Consider the following 19,022-nt stretch of genomic DNA (forward strand, 5'->3'; position numbering starts at 1 on the left):
GGCCGAGCACCTGACGCGCTGGCCAGCGTCGCTAGCCCGCGTCGCGCGCCGCGTCGCCGCCCTCGCGAGCGGCCATGTGCCCGGCGTCCCACTCGACGAGCGGCTGGAGCAGTTCGATCAACTGGAGCCCCGAGGCGCTCGGCGTGTAGGTGATCGTCACGGGCGTCGTCGCCTTCACGTGGCGCTCGATCACGCCCTCGGCTTCGAGCTCCTTGAGCCTGGCCGCGAGCAGCCGGTCGGAGATGCCGTCGACGGTCGCCCGGTATTCACTGAACCGGCGGGCGCCGCGCACGCCGGCGAGCAGGATCGCCCCGTTCCACTTGCGGCCCGCGAACTCGACCGAGCGCTGGAACCGGCGGCAGGCCGCTTCGTCGATGTGCCCGAACTGCTCGAGCCGTGCGCGGTGGGCCGCGAGGTCGTCGCCGAGGTCGGCGGAGCTGAGGGCGTTCGTCGCGACATCCGAATGACTAACCATAAGTAAGCAGCTTACCAGCGTTTGCACGACCTGGACCTGATGCGAGAGGCTCGAGAGCGCGACACGACGGGAGCAGCATGCACTACGGCCACGACCTGCAGTTCGGAACCTTCATCACGCCGAGGAACGACCCGCCGCACGCGGCCGTGCGCCTGGCCGAACTCAGCGAAGCGTCGGGGTACGACCTCGTGACGTTCCAGGACCACCCGTACCAGCCGGCGTTCCACGACACGCAGACGCTGCTCACCTGGGTCGCCGCTCGCACCGAGCGCATCCACGTCGCCGCCAATGTCGCGAACGTGCCGCTGCGCCCGCCGGCCGTGCTGGCCCGCGCGGCGGCGAGCCTCGACCTGCTCTCGGGCGGCCGCTTCGACCTCGCGCTCGGCGCCGGCGGCTTCTGGGACCCGATCGCGGCCATGGGCGGCGTCAAGCTCACCCCAGGGCAGGCGGTCGACGCGCTCTCGGAGGCGATCGACGTGATCCGCGGCACGTGGGACGTCGACGAGCACGCCCGGTTCGTGGTCGACGGCACCTACCACCACGTCAACGGTGCGAAGCGCGGCCCGGCTCCCGCCCACAACATCCCGATCTGGATCGGCGCGCTGAAGCCGCGCATGCTGCGCCTCATCGGCCGCAAGGGCGACGGCTGGCTGCCCTCGCTCGGCTACCTGCAGCCCGGCGACCTCGAGCGCGGCAACCGGACCATCGATGAGGCCGCGCTCGCCGCGGGCCGCGACCCACGAGAGATCCGACGCCTGCTGAACATCGGCGGCCGGTTCACGAGCGGGCGCAGCGGCGGCCAAGCGGGTGTCAAGGTCACGAGCTTCGACGGACCCGCCGAGCAGTGGGTCGAGCAGCTGCTCCCGTACGTGCTCGAAGACGGCATCGGCACGTTCGTCCTCGCGAGCGACGACCCGGGCACCATCGCGCACTTCGGCGAGGAGGTCGCTCCCGCGCTGCGCGAGGCGGTCGCGGCCGAGCTCGGTCGCGCGGGTGCGGGCACAGGTGCGGGTGCAGTCGGCGGCGCCGCGGGCGGCGATCAGGGCACGACGACGGATGCCGCGGGCGGCCGCATCGTCGCCTCCGCCGGCCAGGTGCGCAGCTCGGCCGTGCGTGCGAAGCGCCGCGACGGCATCGACTACGACGCCGTGCCGCCCTCGCTCGCGGCGCACGCGATCGAGCCGGGCGACGCGGGCTACTCGCGCGTGAAGTCGACGTACATGCGCGGCGGCTCGCCGGGCATCGTGCTGCAGCCGGGCGACCCGGAACAGGTCGCCGAGGCGCTCGCGTTCGCGCGCCGCCACGCCGACGTGCCGTTCGGCGTGCGCAGCGGCGGCCACGGCATCAGCGGCCGCTCGACGAACGACGGCGGCATCGTGCTCGACCTCTCGCGCCTGAACGCGATGCGCGTGCTCGACGCCGACCGTCGTCTCGTGCGCGTCGAGGCGGGCGCCCGCTGGATGGACGTCGCCGCGTTCCTCTCCCCGCACGGCTGGGCCCTGAGCTCGGGCGACTACGGGGGAGTCGGCGTGGGCGGCCTCGCAACGGCGGGCGGCATCGGCTGGCTCGTGCGCGAGCACGGCCTCACGATCGACCACGTGCGCGCCGTCGAGCTCGTGCTGGCCGACGGGTCGATCGTGCGGGCCGACGCCACGCAGCATCCGGATCTCTTCTGGGCCGTGCGCGGTGCTGGTGCGAACATCGGCGTGGCGACCGCCTTCGAGTTCGAGGTCGACGAGGTCGGCGAGGTGGGCTTCGCGCAGCTCGCGTTCGATGCGAGCGACACCGCCGGGTTCCTGCAGGCGTGGGGCGACTGGGTCGTCGACTCGCCGCGCGACCTCACGAGCTTCCTGCTCATGGGCGGCCCGCGCCCCGGCCAGCCGCCGGTCGCGCAGGTCATGGCCGTGATCGACTCGAACGACCCCGACACGATCCTCGCCCGGCTGCAGCCGCTCGCCGAGGTCGCGCCGCTCGTCGGACAGGAGGTGCGGCTCACCACGTACGAGGCCGTCATCTCCAACGCGTCGGATGCCGCGCACGCCGGGCAGGGCGAGCCGATGGCCAAGTCGGGGCTCATCGGCCGCATCACGCCCGAGTTCGCCCGCGACGCGGCCGCGTTCCTCGAGAGCGGTGCGACGTACTTCTTCCAGATCCGCGCGGCCGGCGGCGCCGTGCACGACGTCCCGGCGGATGCCACGGCCTACGGCCACCGCGAGGCCGAGTTCTCGGTCGCGGCCATGGGCTCGCCGCGGCACGGCACGAGCGCGACGTGGAACGAGCTCATGGCCCCGCACATGTCGGGCGCCTACCTGAGCTTCGAGACCGAGCAGGGCCCTGAGCAGCTCGCCGCCGCCTACCCGCCCGCCACGCTCGAGCGCCTGCGCGAGATCAAGCGGCGGGTCGACCCCGACAACCTCTTCCGCGACAACGCGAACATCGCGTAGGCGCCGCGTCGCGGCATCCGCTCGTCCTTCGATTCAGGAGGCGACGGATGCCGGGTGCCGGCGCCCCGTGCGTGGGGTCGAACTTCCGATCGATGTCGTGCGCGCGGCAGGCGAATAGGCTCGATGGAGAAAGGGAGGGCCGATGGATCTCGAACCCATGCTCCTGAAGCTCGACCGCATCGCCGGCGGGCGCGACGCGGGCGTGAAGGCCGACCCCGAGCTCGTCGCGCACCCGCGTACGAGGCGCGCGTTCGTCTGGATCACCTGGCTGCTTGCGGTCGAGGTGCTGATCGGGCTCGCCGCGCTCGTGGTGGCGTTCGTGCTGTTCGCGAACGGCGTGGTGCTCGCGTTCCCGGTGTGGATGCGCATCTTCATCGTGCTCGCGATGACGCTGACGCTGTTCTACTTCGCCTGGCGGGCGCAGCGCGGGTACCGCTGGGCCTACTCGCGGCTGCGGCTGTTCAGCAAGATCTTCCCGGTGGTCACGCTCGTCATGGCGGCGATCCCCGGGCTGTTCCCGTTCTGGATGGTGACCGAGCAGATCGTGTTCAGCCTGATCCTCATCGGCGTCGCCGACTTCCTCGACAGCGACCACATGCGCACGGTGTTCCGCAAGCCCGAGGCCGCCTGAGCGCGTCGCCCGTCGGGTGACGGATGCCGCGGCATCCGCTCATTCCATGGTGTCGAGAATGGCGACCAGCTGCTCGAACGTGGTCAGCGGGTTCACGATCGCGAAGCGCGTGTTCGGGCGGCCGAGGTGCGAGCTCGGCGTGACGAAGGCGAGCTGGTCGTCGAGGAGCTTCGCCGACCAGGCGGCGTACTGCTCGCGGGTCCAGCCGTCGCGCTCGAACACGACGACCGAGAGCTGCGGATCGCGCACGAGCGAGAAGCCCGGGCGTCGGCGGATCTCGGCGGCGATGTCCTGCGCGAGCTGCAGCGACGAGCCGATGGCCTCGCGGTAGGCGCCGCCGCCGTAGGTCGCGAGCGAGAACCACATCGGCAGGCCGCGGGGGCGCCGCGTGAGGTGGATCGCGTAGTCCGACGGGCTCCACTCGGTCGTCTCGGTGAGGGTGTCGAGGTACTCGGCGTGCTGCGTGTGCGCCGCGCGGCCGCGGTTCGGATCGCGGTAGATGAGCGCGCACGCGTCGAACGGCGCGAAGAGCCACTTGTGCGGATCGACGATGACCGAGTCGGCGCGCCCGACGCCCTCGAACCGGTCGCGCGCGAGCGGCGAGAGCATCGCGGCGAGCCCGTAGGCGCCGTCGATGTGCAGCCAGAAGTCGTAGTCGTCCTTCAGGGCGGCGATCGACGCGACGTCGTCGACGATGCCGAAGTTCGTCGAGCCGCCCGTGGCGACGACGGCGAAGACGGATGCCCCGTGCTCCTCGAGCGCGTCGCGCACCGCGTTCCCGCGCAGCTGTCCGTCGGGTCCGGGCGAGACCTTCACGATGTCGACGTCCATGACGCGGGCGGCCGAGGCGATCGAGGAGTGCGCCTCGGCGCTGCAGACGACCTTCCAGCGAGGGGCGGATGCCGCGGGGTCGGTCTCCGCGAGACGGGCGCGGGCCGCTTCGCGGGCCGCGACGAGCGCCGAGAGGTTGCCGAGGGTGCCGCCCTGCACGAACACGCCGCCCGAGCCCTCGGGCAGTCCGAACTCGTTGGAGAGCCAGCGCAGCACCTCGTTCTCGGCGTGCACGGCGCCCGAGCCCTCGAGCCAAGAACCGCCGTAAATCGCCGAGGCCGAGACGACCAGGTCGAACGCCGACGCGGCGTTCGTCGGCGCGATCGGGATGAACGAGAGGTACTGGGGGTGGTCGGTCGTGATGCAGGCCGGGGCGAGCACGTGCTCGAAGATCGCGAGGGCCCGGCGCGCGCCGATGCCCTGCTCGTCGATCGTGCGGCCGGCGAGGCGGTTGAGCTCGGCGGGGGAGAAGGGCTTGTCGAGCGGGGTGTCCTCCGAGAGCATGCGTCGGCGCGAGTAGTCGAGCACGAGGTCGACGATCGCCTCCGTCTCGTCGGTGAAGGCGTGCATGCGAGTGGGGTCGGCCGGTGCCGAACCGGGGGCGATGCGGTGGTCGGTGTCCATGGTGCTTCCCTTCTGAGTCGCACGGGGGTTCGGCGAGCTAGGAGCAGCGTCGCACACGTGCCCGCCCTTGTGCAAAAACGCGCGCAAGACCGGCATCCACAGCACGTTCGTTGTGTTCACCGCCGTTTGATCGAACGATACTGCGCGTCGCGGCGCAGTTTTGCGCAGCCGATTTTCGGGCGCGAACGCGGGGCGGCATCCCTGGCGTGCCTCCGTGGCGGCCCTGATCCCGCGGGTGCACGATGAGCGTAGAACGTGAGTTGAGCAAACCTCAACGGGAGCTCTCGAGGAGAGGATGTGCGCCATGCCGGTCGTCATCGGCGGAGTCGAACTGCATCTCGGGCCGACCTCGGTCGGAGGGCCCGACGACCTCGACCTCGCGATCCGCGAGTTCCTCGCCGGAGCCAGGCACACGCTCGCGATCGCCGTGCAGGAGGTCGACTCGCGCCCGATCGCCGAGGCCATCGTCGACGCCACGAAGCGCGGCGTGCGCGTGCGCCTCATCCTCGAGGGCGACTACCTCACCGAGGACAAGGCCATCGCCGACCCGTGGAACACCGCGGGCGCTCACGACGAGAACCGCTTCCTGCTCGCCGCGCTGCTGAAGTCGCGCGTCGACGTGGTCAGCGACCTGAACCCCAAGATCTTCCATCAGAAGTTCATCGTGCGCGACGCGGGGGAGCCGACCGCGGCCGTGCTCACCGGCTCGACGAACTTCACGCGCACCGACACGGGCACCAACGCGACCACCGGGCCGGGCAAGGGCCAGAACCTCAACCACGTCGTCGTGCTGCGCGGCCGCAAGCCCGCCGCCGACTACCTCGTCGAATTCGAGCGCATGCGCTCCGGCACGTTCGGGGACCTGCACGAGCGCGTCGAGCCCAAGCCCTCTGAGTTCGGGCTGCCCGCCGTGCGCATCAAGCCGCTCTTCGCCCCGAGGCACGGCCCCGAGATGGAGATCATGAAGCAGATGCTGAAGGCGAAGACCTCGATCGACTTCGCGATGTTCACGTTCGCGCAGTCCTCGGGCATCGACGACACGATGATCCGGCTGCGACCGCTCGTGGCGCGCATGCGCGGCGTGCTCGACCGCGGGCAGGGCGCGGCCAAGTGGGCGGCCACCAAGGGGCTCGCGGGCGGGGCCGTCGAGCTCTACACGACGAAGCTCGGCACGGGCGTGCGCAAGCTGCACCACAAGCTCATGGTGATCGACGAACGCGTGCTCATCGTCGGCAGCTTCAACTACACGGCACCGGCCAACACCCTGAACGACGAGAACATCGTCGTGATCGGCGACCTCGAAGAGCCCGAGGGCACACCGACGGATGTCGCGCAGCGGGCGCTCGCGACCTACGCGCTCACCGAGATCGACCGCATCATCGACGAGCTCGCCGAGCCGATCGCCGTGTGAGCGCTCCTCCCCAGGCGCCGGAGGCCGCGACCGGGGCGCGGCGCTGTGGACGCCTCCCGGGCGCGACGTGCGGCCCTGAATAGACTGCGCGAATGGCGTCCACGTGGAGTGAACAGTCGGCGGCCTACCTCACCGCCACCACCGAGTGCCCCCGATGCAGGGCGGCCCTCGCCTCCGCGGTGTGCGCGAACTGCGGCGCAGACCTGCGGGGGCCTGAGGCCATCGCGGTGCACGAGGTCTCGCAGCGCGCGGCGTCGGCGCTGCTCGAGCGGGAGCGGCTGATCGGGGCGCTGCCCACCGTGGCACCCCTGCCGGTCGCCTCTCCTCCCGCCGCGCCTCCCGCCCCCGCACCGGTCGCGGTGCCGGTCGCCGTCGCGCCGGTCACGAACCCTGCTGCCGTGCCGGCGGCCGCGTACACCGCTGCCCCGAGTGCGTCGGGCGGCCCCGCAGCTGCGGCCACCGCGGCGCCGGCGGCCACGACCGGCGCGCCCGCGGCATCCGCCCCTCGCGCCGAGAGCCAGACGAGCGTGCAGTCGGTGCTCGCGGTGGCCGGCGCAGGCCTCTTCGCCGTGGCCGCGATCGTCTTCACGTTCCTCAACCCCGAGGTCACGCAGGTCGTGCGCACGCTCGTGACCGTCGGCGTGACGATCGTGTTCCTCGTGGTGGCGTGGCTGCTGCGCCTGCGCGGCGTGCTGTTCTCGGCCGAGGCCATCGGCGCGCTCGGCATGGTGTTCCTCGCGCTCGACGTGCAGGCCCTCGCCGACGTCGCCCCGCCGGGGGTGAGCGGGTGGGTGTTCGCCTCGCTCGGCACGCTCGTCGCCTCCGCGATCATGCTCGGCGTGAGCCTCGCCACGCGCATGCGCACGTGGTTCTGGTCGGCGCTCGTCGGGCTGGTGCTCACGCCGGTGTTCCTTGGCTACTCGACCGCGGAGTTCGAGTTCGGGTTCGCCTGGGCGCACGTCGCCGCCGCTGCCGTCGCCCTCGCCGCGAACCTGCTCGTGTCGCGGGCGGCCGCCCGGTTCGGCGGTGCGCTCCGCACCGAGCGCGTGACGCTGACGGTGCTGCAACTCGTCGCGACGTTCATCGTGCTCGTGCAGGTGCCGTTCCTCGGTAACACGCCCGAACGCGAGATCGGGCGCATCCTCCTGCTGCTCGCGCTCGGCGCCTGCGCGCTCGTGGCCGTCGGCACCGGCGCCCGCCGTTTCTGGAGCGCGTTCGGCGGCGTGCTGTGCGCGAGCGCCGTGACGATCACGCCCCTCCTGCTCGTCAACGTGCTCGACGACGCGACGTGGCAGCTCACGCTGATCCCGCTCGCGGCGGCGGTCGCGCTCGCGATCGCGTCGTTCGTGCCGAACGTCGGCGGCGTGCTGGCCCAGCCGCTGCGAGCCGGCGCGCTCGGCGTGCTGCTCGCGAGCGCGAGCGTCGGGGTCTACCTCCTCGTGCTCGCGGCTGCCCGCGTCGGGGTGATGTTCGTCGGCTCCCTGCCCGAACCCGGCGAAGCGACGAAGCGCCTTCAGGCCGAGGACCTCTTCACCGGAGTGGCGTCGACGTGGGCGCTCGCCGGACTGCTCGGCGTCGTCGCCGCCGCGATCGGCGTCGGGGTGCTCGCCTGGCGCACCCGCCGCGACCGACTGGCCGGCATCGGCACCTGGAGTGGCACCGGGTTCGCGGCCCTCGGCCTCTGGCTCGCCGGCGTCGCCGTGCTGCAGTTCGTCGCCTGGCCCGAACTGCTCATCGTGACCCAGGTGGCGCTGGGCATCGGCGTCGCGGTGCTCGCCGCGCTCGCCGTCGTCCTGCCCGTCTCGCCGATCTCGCGGGCCCCGATGACCATCCGGGCGCCGTTCATCACGGCGGCGCACCTGACACTGCTCGTCGCCGCGCTGCTGAGCTGGGCCGACGCGGCCATCACCGTGCCGCTCGGCGCCGTCATCGTCGTGGTGCTCCTGCTCGTCGGCCGCACGGTGCCCGCACCGTTCCGAGTGGTGCACCTCGCGATCGCGTACGCCTACGCGCTCGTCCTGCTCGCCACGGCCCTCGGCCGCGCCGGGGTCGAGACGATCGCCGTGCTCTGCCTCACCACCACGACCGCCGCGCTCGTCGCCCTGGCCGCGACCCTCGTGCGACGCGTCGATGCCCGCTCCTGGTACGCGATCCTCGTCGTCACGCTCGTGCCGTTCCTCGTGGGCATCGTCACGGTGCTCGTCGAGCGCAGCGGATGGACCGCCCTCTCGACCGCCGTCATCGCCGCGCTCGCCGTGGCGCTCGTCTTCACCCGGCGCCCCGGACTCAACCGGTTCGTGCGCTCGGCCGCCGCAGCGCTGATCGTGCCGGCCGTCTCGGTCGTGGTCGTCTGCCTCGGCGCCGCGACGCTCGACATGAGCGGCTCGCCCGTCGCGCTGCCGATCATCGCCGCCCTGATCGCCATCGCGCTGCCGCTCACCGTGGTGCTCGAGCGCACGATGCTGCGAAGCGGCATCGCGGCGGCGGATGCCGCATCCGCACGTCTCTGGTTCGAGGTCGGCGCCCTCGTGTCGGCCGCCGTCACCGTGCTGCTCGCCCTCGTGCGCGACGCCGCGGGCCTCGGCACGACGGCCGTCGTGCTCGTCGTGCTCGGACTCGGCGCCGCAGCCGTTCGCGTCGTCGCCGGTCGTCACTACGGCTGGTGGCTCGCCTCCGCGAGCTGGACCGGGGCGCTCTGGTGCCTGTGGGCCCTCGAAGGCGTCGCCGTCATCGAGCCGTACACGCTCCCGCCGGCCGTCGCGGCCATCACCGTGGCCACGATCCTCATCGCGCGACGCGGGCGCGGGTACGCGCTCCTCGCGAGCGGGCTCGCCGTGGCCGTCCTGCCCTCGCTCGTCGCCCTCGCGGCGCTCGGCTCCGAATCCGACGTGGCCCCGTGGCGCACGCTCGGGCTGTTCGCCGGGGCGATGCTGCTGCTCGGCGCCGGCGCCGTGCTCGCCCTCGGATCGGGCGAACGGATGGTGCGGCTTCGCGCGGTGCGTCCGCTCGTGTTCGCGACGGCGATCGTCGCCGCCTCCGCGGGTGCGATCCAGGGTGTGCGGTGGGCGCTCGGCGCCGACGTGGCGACGTGGACCACGCCCGTCATGGGCCAGGTGCTCGCCGTCGCGGTGCTCGCCGCCGTGCTCGCCGGACTCGGCGCGGTGGGGCTCGACCACGCGGCCCTGTCCGCACCGAGCCGTGCCGACGGCGCAGACGCCGGCGTCGGGCGCCTGCTTGCGCCGAGCCGCTGGTTCGGTGCACCGGCGTTCGTGTACCTCGCCGTCGGGCCGATCTTCGCGACCCAGCGCGACTGGTTCTCGATCTGGACCCTCTGGGGGCTCATGGCCGCGCTGCTCGTGACCGCGGTCGTCGCCGTGGCGCGCGATCGCCGCTCCGAGCCGGTGCTGCCGCCGTTCTGGTTCGTCTACGCCCTCGCCTGGGCTGCGGGCGTCTCGGGCTGGAGCCAGCGCGACCTGCGCGTCGAGACGTTCTCGCTGCCGCTCGGCCTCGCGGTGCTCGTCGCCGGCATCCTCTGCCTGCGTCCGCGCCCCGAGTGGCGCACGCCGAGGGCCACGCTCGACTCGTGGCCGGTCGGCTTCCGCGGATCGTGGCGACTGCTCGGGCCCGGCATCGTGCTCACGCTCCTGCCCTCGGTGCTCGCCACGGCCACCGATCCGCAGCTCTACCGGCCGATCATGGTGATCGCGTTCGCGCTCGTGCTGATCCTCGTCGGGTCGGCGCGCAAGCTGGCTGCGCCGTTCATCCTCGGACTCGTCGTGCTGCCCATCGAGAACATCGTCGTGTTCGCCGCCCAGATCGACCGCACGGTCGGGGCGATGCCGTGGTGGATCACACTCGCGACCGCCGGCGCCGTGCTGCTCGCGATCGCCGTGGGCGCCGAGCGCAAGACCACGCAGGGCAAGGGCGTCGCCGCTCGTCTGCGCGAGCTCGAGTAGGCGCGCGCGTGGCGCGTGCACCATGTCGGCGGCGTGTGATCTGGTTGGCGCATGGGCTTCGATGAACGCTTCCTCGGTGTCGGCGCCGCGCTTCCGCGCGTGAGCGGGGCGGATGCCGCGGCATCCGTCAGCCTCGACTACCTGCACTTCACCGTGGTGCTCGATTCGGTGCGGCGGCTCGCCCGGGTCACGGGCGTGAACATCGACGGGGCGTCGCTCGTCGACGTGCCCCGGGGCGACGACTGGCGGTTCGACGACCGCGTGCCCGAGGACTGGCAGACCGGCCCCGCCGTCTACGCGGCCAACGACCTCGATCGCGGCCACCTCGTGCGTCGCCGCGACCCGGTCTGGGGCACGCCAGAGGTCGCGGCCCGCGCCAACAGCGACACGTTCCACTTCACGAACGCGGCCCCGCAGGCCGGCGGCTTCAACCAGTCCGAAGAGCTGTGGCTCGGCCTCGAAGACCACGTGCTCGAACACGCCGAGGCCAACCGGCTGCGGCTCAGCGTGTTCACCGCACCCGTGCTCTCGGCGGGCGATCCGCCGTACCGCGGCATCCGCATCCCGCTCCGATTCTGGAAGATCGCGGCCTGGAACCAGTCCGTCGACGGCGGTGAGGGCGGCGAGCTCTCAGCTGCGGGCTTCGTGCTCGACCAGTCGCCGCTCGTCGACACGAGCGAGGTCGTCGCGCCGGCGCCCGGCGAGGTGCCGCCGCTCGGGCCGTTCCGCACCTTCCAGGTGCCGATCGCCGACATCGCCGCGATCACGGGCCTGTCGATGCCCGATCTCGTCGCGGCCGACGTGCTGCCGCAGACCGTCGCGGCCGCCGGGTGGCGACGGCTCGACGCGGCATCCGACATCCTGCTCTGACGTGCGTCTGAGCGTTGGCGCATGCATGCGTGTTTCCATCCGCATCCGCATGAAGCACCCGCACGACGCCCGCGCACCGCGCCCCCGCCCGCCCACCTTGCATGTGCAGGCCCATGCCCACGTCGCGCCGCGGCTGGGCCCGTGAGCGCCTGCGTCGCCCGGCGCGCGGATGCGTCGCGAATCCGATATGCCAGTTCCGCCTCATCGATGAGGCGGAACTGGCATCTCGGAATCTGGGAACCTTCTTCGGAACCCGCGCGAGCGCAGGTCGCGAATGACGGTCGTGAGCCGCTCATCATGACGGCCGGGAACTGCCCGCGGAACCGCGCGAACGCGTGCCGCGGACGAGGAGCGGCGCCAGTCCGGGGGCGGTCGAGCGCGCGCGAGCGCGACGACCGCGAGGCGACGGATCAGCCGGGTCCGTGCGGAACCAGCGCAGGGCCGCCGGGCGCGGCGAGGGTCAGCGACGCCAACTCGACCCTCGGGTCGCCCTCGAGTCCGGCTTCGAGCGATCGGAGTTCGCGCGCGGCATCCGCTTCGCTGCGATCGCCCACGAGATCGACGGCCGCGATGAGGAGCACCCGCCCCGGCCCGACGAACTCCATGTGCAGGAACGACACGCGTTCGATCGACGGTGAGCCGAGCAGCTCCGCGAGCACCTCGTCGCGGACCTCGTCGGAGACGGCCTCGCCGATGAGGAACGCCCGGTTGCGCCCGATGAGCAGCACCGCCACGATGCCGAGCAGCAGGCCGACGGCGATCGAGCCGAGCGCGTCGAACACCGGCGAGCCCGTGACCTGGTGCAGCAGGATCCCGGTGAACGCGATCGCGAGGCCGATGAGGGCCGCGGCATCCTCGGCGAACACCGCGCGAAGCGTCGGGTCCGAACTGCGCGACACGTGGCGCAGCGTGCCGACGCGTCGTCGCCGCGCATCCGAGTGCGCCTGCCGGTAGGCGCGCAGGAACGAGATGCCCTCCAGCACGAACGAGATGCCGAGCACGACGTACGCGATCACGTAGTCGCCCGCGGGCTCGGGGTCGAGCAGTTCCGCGATGCCGTGCTGGATCGAGACGGCCGCGCCGACCGCGAAGAGGCCGAAGGCCGCGAACATCGACCAGACGTAGGCGTCCTTGCCGTAGCCGAGCGGATGTCGCGCGTCGGCCGGCCGCACCGATCGCCGTTCGGCGATCACGAGCAGCACCTCGTTGCCGGTGTCGGCCCAGGAGTGCGCAGCCTCGGCGACCATCGAGGCAGACCCGGTGAGCGCAGCGGCGACCGACTTCGCCAGCGCGATGAGCGCGTTCACGACGAGCGCGACGAGCACCGTGACGAGCGAGTCGCCGGTCTGCGGCTTCGCCGCGGCTGAGTCCCCCACGGGGAGAGTCTGGCACCGCGACGCCGCGCGATGGGGCGGAACCTCCGTCGGGCGGCGGATGCCTCGGCGGCCCGGGTGAGGCAGGCTCGAACCGTGGACCTCGACCTGCTCTCCGGAGCCGCCCTCACCGGCCCGGCCCTCCTCGGTGCGCTGGCCGTGCTCGCCCTCGTCGATTCGACGAGCTTCGGCACGCTGCTGATCCCGATCTGGCTGATGCTCGTGCCGGGGCGACTGCGCCGCAGCCGCATCCTGCTCTACCTGGCGACCGTCGCGGGGTTCTACCTGCTCGTGGGGCTCGTGCTGCTCACGATTGCGAGCGTCGCGCTGCCGCAGCTCATGGAGCTCGCCTCGACGACCCCGTTCCTCTGGGCGCAGCTCGTGGTCGGTGCGGGGCTGCTCATCGCCTCCTTCTTCGTGGGCGGCAAGCGGCGGCGCGAGCAGGCCGGACCGGGCCGGCTCGCGAGGTGGAGGGAACGGGCGGTGACGGATGCCGCGGGCGAGCGCTCGAGCGTGCTCCCGCTCATGGGGCTCGCCGTCGCCGCGGCCGCCGTCGAGGCGGCCTCGATGCTGCCGTACCTGATCGGCATCGGACTGCTCTCGTCGTCCGACCTGGATGCCCCGAGCCGTGTCCTCGTGCTCGTCGGCTATTGCGTCGTGATGGTGCTGCCCGCGCTCGTGCTGCTCGCAATCCGTTCGGTCGCGAGCCGTGCGATCGAGTCGGGGCTGGCCCGCATCAGCGGCTGGCTCGAGCGCAATGCAGCCGAGACCACCGCGTGGATCGTCGGCATCCTCGGGTTCCTGCTCGCCCGTGCCGCGGCGCTCGAGCTCGGCCTGTTCGACGCGATCGGCTGAGGCGCGACGGGGTCGGGCTTGCGCTCGCGCCGCGCCGACGCTGACCACCGCACCTGGTCGCCGACGCTGGCGGCCGACACCCGTCGAGTGCGAAGGTGGAAGGCATGGCGCCTTCCGCTCCCGCCGATGCATCCGCCGATCTCAGCACCGACGTGCTCAGCACCGACGTGCTCATCGTCGGCGCCGGTCCGAGCGGGCTCATGCTCGCCGTCTGCCTCGCCCGGCTCGGGGTCGACGCGATCGTGGTCGACGGCAAGGCCGGCCCGACACGCGAGTCCCGCGCGCTCGTGGTGCAGGCCAGGTCGATGGAGCTCTACGACCAGTTGGGCCTCGTCGATCGCGTGCTCGCGAACCGCTCGCCCGCCACGACGTTCATCCCGGGCGCCGGACGACGCGAACTCGGCCGGATCGACCTCGCGCTGGCCGGGCGCGACGTCACGCCGTACTCCGAGATCACGGTGTTCGAGCAGTCCGCGAACGAACGCCTGCTCATCGAGGCGCTCGGCGAACTCGGCCGAGAGGTGCGGTGGCAGCACCGACTCGAGCGGCTTCTGATCGAGCCGCCCGCACCCGAGCAGGGGCGGCCCGCGGCATCCGTTCTCGCGACGCTGGCGACGCGGTCGACGGGCGCCGACGTCGGCGACGGCACGGTCACCGTTCGGGCACGCTACTGCGTGGGTGCCGACGGCTCGCGTTCGACCGTGCGACGCGAGCTCGAGATCCCGTTCGACGGGGCGACCAATGCGTTCACGTTCACGCTCGCCGACGCGATCGGCATGCGCGGGCTCGAGGCGCAGGCCATCAACGTGCGGGTGAGCGAGCGCCACCTCATGCTCGGTTTCGGCATGGGCGGCGACCGGGCACGCCTCATCGGCGTGGTGCGCGACGACGATCTCGGCGCCGACGGCGAGGCCTCCGAAGAGGAGTCGCGCACGGTCTTCCGCCGCGAGTTCGGCGTCGAGTACGACGAGTCGGCGTGGTTCACGACCTATCGGCTGCACCACCGTCTCGCCGCCCGGTTCCGCGAGGGGCCGTGCTTCCTGGTCGGCGATGCGGCGCACATCCACTCGCCCGTCGGCGGCCAGGGCATGAACACCGGCCTGCAGGATGCGCACAACCTGGCCTGCGCGTTCGCCGACGTGCTGGTCGACGGCATGCCCGAGTCGCGGCTCGAGCGCTACGAGGCCGAGCGCCGACCGGTCGGCAAGACCCTCGTCGAGACGACCGATCGCCTGTTCGGGCTCGTGACGAGCGACACGGGCCGCGCCCGATTCGTGCGGTCACGGGTCATCCCGGCGATCGGCCCGACCGCGGTGCGCCTGATTCCGCGTCTGGTCGGGCTGCCACGCGCGTTCGGGTTCGTCTCGCAGACGCGCATCCGGTATCGGCTTCCGGATGTCCCGGGCGCGACCTCACCGGCCCGCGACGACGGGCTGCTCGGCGTGCGCCTGCCCTGGACCGGCGGCAACTCCGACCCGCTCCGATCGATGCGCTGGCAGGTGCACGGATACGGCGTGCCCGAGCGCGCGGTGCACCGCATCGCGGGGGAGCTGGGCGTCGAGGCGCACACGTTCGACGCCGACCCGCACGGGCGGCTGCGGAGGGACCGCGTCTACCTCGTGCGCCGCGACGGCTTCATCGTGGCCGAGGTGCCCTCGCCCGGCACCGGCGCGGCGCTCGTCGCGGCGCAGGCTCGGGTCGCCGGAGCCTGACCGCGCCCTCGACAGGCCATGTCGTGCGCTGCCCGTCGGGCCGGCCGGCGCCGGCTCGCAGACGGAGCGTTGTCGGCTCGCGCGCGGCGGCGTAGCCTTGCCGCGTGCTGAGGCGGGTCGCAGAGGGCGTATGGGTTCACGAGAGTGAGTTCCTCCAGAGCAACACGGTGGTCGTGCAGGGTCGCGAGGGCGTGCTGCTCATCGATCCCGGCATCACGGTCGACGAGCTGGCCGAGGTCGCGAGCGACCTTCGCGAGCTGGGGCAGTCCGTCGTGGCGGGCTTCTCGACGCATCCCGACTGGGACCACGTGCTCTGGCACCCCGACTTCGGCGACGTTCCGCGGTACGGAACGGCCCGCGGCGCGGCCTCCATCCGGGACTTCCTGTCGAAAGCCGACTGGGCGGAGCTCGTCGCCCCCGCCCTTCCGCCCGAATACGCCGACGACATCCCGATGGACCTGCTCGGTCTGATCACCGGACTGCCCGCCGATGCGGAGCGGATCCCGTGGGACGGACCCGACATCCGGATCCTCGAGCACCGGGCGCACGCCGCAGGGCACGCCGCCCTGCTCATCGAGGACCGCGGCGTGCTCGTCGCCGGCGACATGCTCTCCGACATCCTGATGCCGTTCCTGGATCTCGACGCCGAGGATCCCGTCGGGGACTACCTGGCCGCTCTGCGGCTGTACGAGGGCGCGGCCGCCGACGTCACCGTCGTCATTCCCGGCCACGGCGGTGTCGGCGACGGCGAGCAGTTGCGGGCGCGACTCGCGCTGGATCGCGCATACGCGGAGGCGCTGAGAGACGGCCGCAGCCCCGAAGACCCGCGACTCGACCCATCCGGGCCGTTGTACTGGCTGGTCGACGTGCACGAATGGCAGCTCGAGCGGCTCGGGCAGAAGAACGACCCCGTCGGCTGACGAGTCGCGAGCGCGACGTTCACCGACGCCGGTTTCACGGTCCAGCCCCGACCTTCCCGTGCGATCGAGAAGGTGCTCGACTCGACCCGACCCGATCGGACCGCGATTGTCGGGTTCCGGGTCGGTCCGGCGAGCAGGCTGGAGGTTACAAGAAGGGAGTCGCCGTGATCGCGGAGCTCAACCGTCTCGTCGAGTACGTCGAGCAGCACCTCGCCGAGGAGATCGACATCGCGGGCCTCGCGAGCCGTCTCGGCACGACGGAGTACCACCTGCGCCGGATGTTCTCGTCGCTCGCGGGGATGCCGTTGTCGGAGTACGTGCGGCGCCGCCGCATGGCCGTCGCCGCGGCCGACGTGCTCGGCGACGGCGACCTGCTCGGCATCGCGGTTCGGTACGGCTACGGCTCGACCGAGGCGTTCAACCGGGCGTTCCGGTCGGTGCACGGCGCCGGTCCGGGTGATGTGCGCCGCGATGGCGGCCCCCTTCGCACGCAACCGCACCTCAGGTTCCGCCTGACCGTCGAAGGGAACACCCCCATGGACACCCGCATCGCAGACCGACCGGCATTTCGGCTCGTCGGTCACTCGACCAGAGTGCCCCTCATCCACGAGGGCGCGAATCCGCACATCCAGGCGTACATCGCCTCGCTGCCCGCGACCGAGCACGCTCGCCTGAAGGAGTTGAGCGACACCGAGCCCGCCGGCCTCCTGCAGGTCAGCGCCGACGTCGACCCCGACTACGCCGAGGGCAGTGAGCTGACCTACCTCCACGGTGTCGCGGTCACGGAAGCGACGCCCGTGCCCGATGGCCTCGATGCGATCGAGGTTCCGGCGGGCACCTGGGCGGTCTTCCGCACGGAGGGCCCCTATCCCGCGGCCCTGCAGGCGACCTGGGCCGCGACCGCGACGGACTGGTTCCCGTCCAACCCCTGGCGCCTCCGGTCTGGTCCGTCGATCGTCGCGGTGCTCGACCGTGCCGCCGACCTCAGCACGGCCACCTGCGAGCTGTGGATGCCCGTGGAGCGCGCCTAGCGGGCGAGGCCCGGCCGCGGCATCCGTCATCCGTCGCTCGGAATTGCACGTATCTTCGTACGGTGCCTCACGAGAACGACTCCACCGCGATGACGGATGCCGCGCTCAGCCGCCGCCGCATCACCGGCGCCGCGACGCAGGTCGGCACGGAGGTCTCGATCAACTTCGGATCGTCGCTCGCGGGCCTCGTCATTCCGATCGTCGGCTCGTTCGTCGTGGTCGCGGTGCGGCAGCTCGTGATGCTCGTCGTGGTGCTGCCGGTCTACCGACCGAAGCGCGCGGAGCTCACCTGGGCGCGGCTCTGGCCGGCGCTCGCCCTCGGCGTCGTGCTCGCCGTCATGAACGTCTCGTTCTACGAGGCGGTGCACCTGATCGGCCTCGGCACCGCGGCGACGATCGAGTTCCTCGGGCCACTGGCCATCGCGCTCGCGACGTCGCGCCGATGGCTCGATGCGGTCTGCGCGGTCGCGGGCGGCCTCGGCGTCGTGCTGCTCATCGCCCCCGGCACCTCGGATGCCGCGGCCATCGACCCGTGGGGTGTGGCGCTCGCCCTGACCTCCGCCGCGACCTGGGCGATGTACATCCTGCTCACGCGCCGCGTGGCGGTCGGACTGCCCGGACTCGAGGGCGTCACCGTCGCGAGCATCGTGAGCCTGCTGCTGCTCCTGCCCTTCGCCGTCGTCACCTTCGACGCGAGCGCGTTCGACTGGACCGTCGTGCTCCTGCTGCTCGGCGTGGGCGTGCTCTCGTCGGCGCTGCCGTACAGCCTCGACACGTTCATCCTGCGGCGAATTCCTCCACGCCTGTACTCGATCATCACGAGTTTCGGGCCGGTCATCGCGGCGATCTTCGGCTGGCTCGTGCTCTCCGAGACGTTCACGCTCGTCGAGGTGCTCGCGATCGCGATCGTCTGCGGCGCCGCGGGAACGGCCATCGCGACCCAGCGCGACCGCCCGAAGTCCGACCTCGAGCAGACCGCCGAGGGCCTGGTCTGACCGACGCGCCGCGTCGCATCGCATCGCCGCAGAAATTCAGGAGATCTCGGCATCGAGGGCCGCCACAGGGCCTCCACCCCCGGGATCTCCTGAATTTCTGAAGGTGATCGGTGATGCGCCCGGCGGCCCGGTGGCCCGGCGGCGCCGGCCGGAGACCGGGGCACGGCTCCCGTCAGCCGCGCACCGCGTGCCGGCGGCTGACCCAGCGGTCGTACGCCGCCCACGGGTCGTCGACGCCGAGTGCGAGTGCGGCGATGTGCTCGGCGAGGGCGTCGTGCGCCGCGAACCACTCGGTGCCCGCGAACCGGTGGTCGGCGAACTGCGCGTGCCGGCGCTGCTCGAGTCGCCGGCCGCCGGGCTCGAACGCGAGCACCTCGTCGTGCGGGATGCTCGCGAGCCGCTGCCGCGGGTTCGCCGACGTGCCGATCTTGACCTGATCGCGGTACCGCACGTAGTAGACGACCTCGACCCGCACGGGCTGCAGCTCGCCGTCGGGCGCCTCGCCCAGCCGCCATTCGCAGTCGGCGCAGAGCCAGCCCGACGGGTAGTGCACGCCGACGCGGCATCCGCAGGCCGGGCACGCAGACGGCGCGAGATCGGTGACGCCGACCTCGGCGGCGACCAGCTCGTACGCCTCGAGCAGGTGCCGCGCACAGAGGCGCATTGCGGCTGCCGCGACGGGCGCTGTGCAGGCCGCGCCCGACGCGTCGAGGAGCCCGCACGTCGGGCCGGCGGCATCCGCTCGGTCCATGCAGTGCAGGCTACGTCGCACCGCCCACATCGCCGGGTCGCATCGCCCGACTCGCATCACCGGGCCACCATCACCCGGCCACCATCGCCCGGACACCGCCCCGTCACCCGCCCGCGATAGGCTCGGTCTTCGACTGGACGTGG

At 72.2% G+C, this 19,022-nt stretch carries 14 protein-coding genes; 10 read left to right on the forward strand and 4 right to left on the reverse strand.

Annotated features, from left to right (window positions below):
* Nucleotides 1-31: 31 nt before the first annotated feature.
* The gene (locus ATC03_RS00370) at nucleotides 32-475 is read right to left on the reverse strand and encodes a winged helix-turn-helix transcriptional regulator (RefSeq protein ID WP_084003119.1); all 444 of its coding nucleotides are present in this window, start codon (nucleotides 473-475) and stop codon (nucleotides 32-34) included.
* A 77-nt stretch (nucleotides 476-552) separates the two neighbouring features.
* Here ATC03_RS00370 and ATC03_RS00375 point away from each other — a divergent pair, with 77 nt between their 5' ends.
* Both ATC03_RS00375 and ATC03_RS00380 read left to right on the forward strand, forming a co-directional pair.
* Nucleotides 553-2,919 carry an LLM class flavin-dependent oxidoreductase gene (locus tag ATC03_RS00375; RefSeq protein WP_067871715.1) on the forward strand — a complete coding sequence of 789 codons (2,367 nt, stop codon included), beginning with the start codon at nucleotides 553-555 and terminating at the stop codon, nucleotides 2,917-2,919.
* A gap of 142 nt (nucleotides 2,920-3,061) precedes the next feature.
* Nucleotides 3,062-3,550, forward strand: coding sequence for a hypothetical protein (locus ATC03_RS00380; protein ID WP_067871718.1), 489 nt, complete (start codon nucleotides 3,062-3,064; stop codon nucleotides 3,548-3,550).
* Between the two features lie 39 nt (nucleotides 3,551-3,589).
* On the opposite strand, the gene ATC03_RS00385 is transcribed toward ATC03_RS00380, so the two are convergent.
* On the reverse strand, nucleotides 3,590-5,005 hold the full coding sequence (locus tag ATC03_RS00385; RefSeq protein ID WP_152030807.1) for a pyridoxal phosphate-dependent decarboxylase family protein: 1,416 nt from the start codon (nucleotides 5,003-5,005) through the stop codon (nucleotides 3,590-3,592).
* 304 nt (nucleotides 5,006-5,309) lie between these two features.
* Between ATC03_RS00385 and ATC03_RS00390 the strand changes: the two genes are divergently transcribed.
* The 3 genes from ATC03_RS00390 (at nucleotide 5,310) to ATC03_RS00400 (ending at nucleotide 11,242) form a co-directional block, all read left to right on the forward strand.
* On the forward strand, nucleotides 5,310-6,416 hold the full coding sequence (locus tag ATC03_RS00390; RefSeq protein WP_067871721.1) for a phospholipase D-like domain-containing protein: 1,107 nt from the start codon (nucleotides 5,310-5,312) through the stop codon (nucleotides 6,414-6,416).
* 92 nt (nucleotides 6,417-6,508) lie between these two features.
* On the forward strand, nucleotides 6,509-10,372 hold the full coding sequence (locus ATC03_RS00395; protein WP_152030808.1) for an SCO7613 C-terminal domain-containing membrane protein: 3,864 nt from the start codon (nucleotides 6,509-6,511) through the stop codon (nucleotides 10,370-10,372).
* Between the two features lie 51 nt (nucleotides 10,373-10,423).
* Nucleotides 10,424-11,242 (forward strand): DNA/RNA non-specific endonuclease, encoded by an 819-nt coding sequence (locus tag ATC03_RS00400; RefSeq protein WP_067871727.1) that lies wholly within the window; start codon nucleotides 10,424-10,426, stop codon nucleotides 11,240-11,242.
* Nucleotides 11,243-11,652: 410 nt separating this feature from the next.
* Here the strand turns inward: ATC03_RS00400 and ATC03_RS00405 are convergent, their stop codons facing one another.
* Nucleotides 11,653-12,618 carry a cation diffusion facilitator family transporter gene (locus ATC03_RS00405; RefSeq protein ID WP_067871730.1) on the reverse strand — a complete coding sequence of 322 codons (966 nt, stop codon included), beginning with the start codon at nucleotides 12,616-12,618 and terminating at the stop codon, nucleotides 11,653-11,655.
* Between the two features lie 93 nt (nucleotides 12,619-12,711).
* Here ATC03_RS00405 and ATC03_RS00410 point away from each other — a divergent pair, with 93 nt between their 5' ends.
* The 5 genes from ATC03_RS00410 (at nucleotide 12,712) to ATC03_RS00430 (ending at nucleotide 18,128) form a co-directional block, all read left to right on the forward strand.
* Nucleotides 12,712-13,470 (forward strand): GAP family protein, encoded by a 759-nt coding sequence (locus ATC03_RS00410; RefSeq protein ID WP_227820183.1) that lies wholly within the window; start codon nucleotides 12,712-12,714, stop codon nucleotides 13,468-13,470.
* A 104-nt stretch (nucleotides 13,471-13,574) separates the two neighbouring features.
* Nucleotides 13,575-15,182 carry an FAD-dependent monooxygenase gene (locus ATC03_RS00415; protein WP_067871733.1) on the forward strand — a complete coding sequence of 536 codons (1,608 nt, stop codon included), beginning with the start codon at nucleotides 13,575-13,577 and terminating at the stop codon, nucleotides 15,180-15,182.
* Between the two features lie 104 nt (nucleotides 15,183-15,286).
* Nucleotides 15,287-16,102: an MBL fold metallo-hydrolase gene (locus ATC03_RS00420; protein ID WP_067871736.1), complete on the forward strand. Its 816-nt coding sequence runs from the start codon at nucleotides 15,287-15,289 to the stop codon at nucleotides 16,100-16,102.
* A gap of 164 nt (nucleotides 16,103-16,266) precedes the next feature.
* Nucleotides 16,267-17,133, forward strand: coding sequence for an AraC family transcriptional regulator (locus ATC03_RS00425; protein ID WP_067871739.1), 867 nt, complete (start codon nucleotides 16,267-16,269; stop codon nucleotides 17,131-17,133).
* Nucleotides 17,134-17,195: 62 nt separating this feature from the next.
* Nucleotides 17,196-18,128, forward strand: coding sequence for an EamA family transporter (locus ATC03_RS00430; protein ID WP_227820184.1), 933 nt, complete (start codon nucleotides 17,196-17,198; stop codon nucleotides 18,126-18,128).
* A 172-nt stretch (nucleotides 18,129-18,300) separates the two neighbouring features.
* On the opposite strand, the gene ATC03_RS00435 is transcribed toward ATC03_RS00430, so the two are convergent.
* Nucleotides 18,301-18,879 carry a GIY-YIG nuclease family protein gene (locus tag ATC03_RS00435; RefSeq protein WP_067871744.1) on the reverse strand — a complete coding sequence of 193 codons (579 nt, stop codon included), beginning with the start codon at nucleotides 18,877-18,879 and terminating at the stop codon, nucleotides 18,301-18,303.
* Nucleotides 18,880-19,022 lie beyond the last annotated feature (143 nt).

The sequence above is a fragment of the Agromyces aureus genome (genome assembly GCF_001660485.1).
GTDB classification, from domain to species: Bacteria; Actinomycetota; Actinomycetes; order Actinomycetales; family Microbacteriaceae; genus Agromyces; species Agromyces aureus.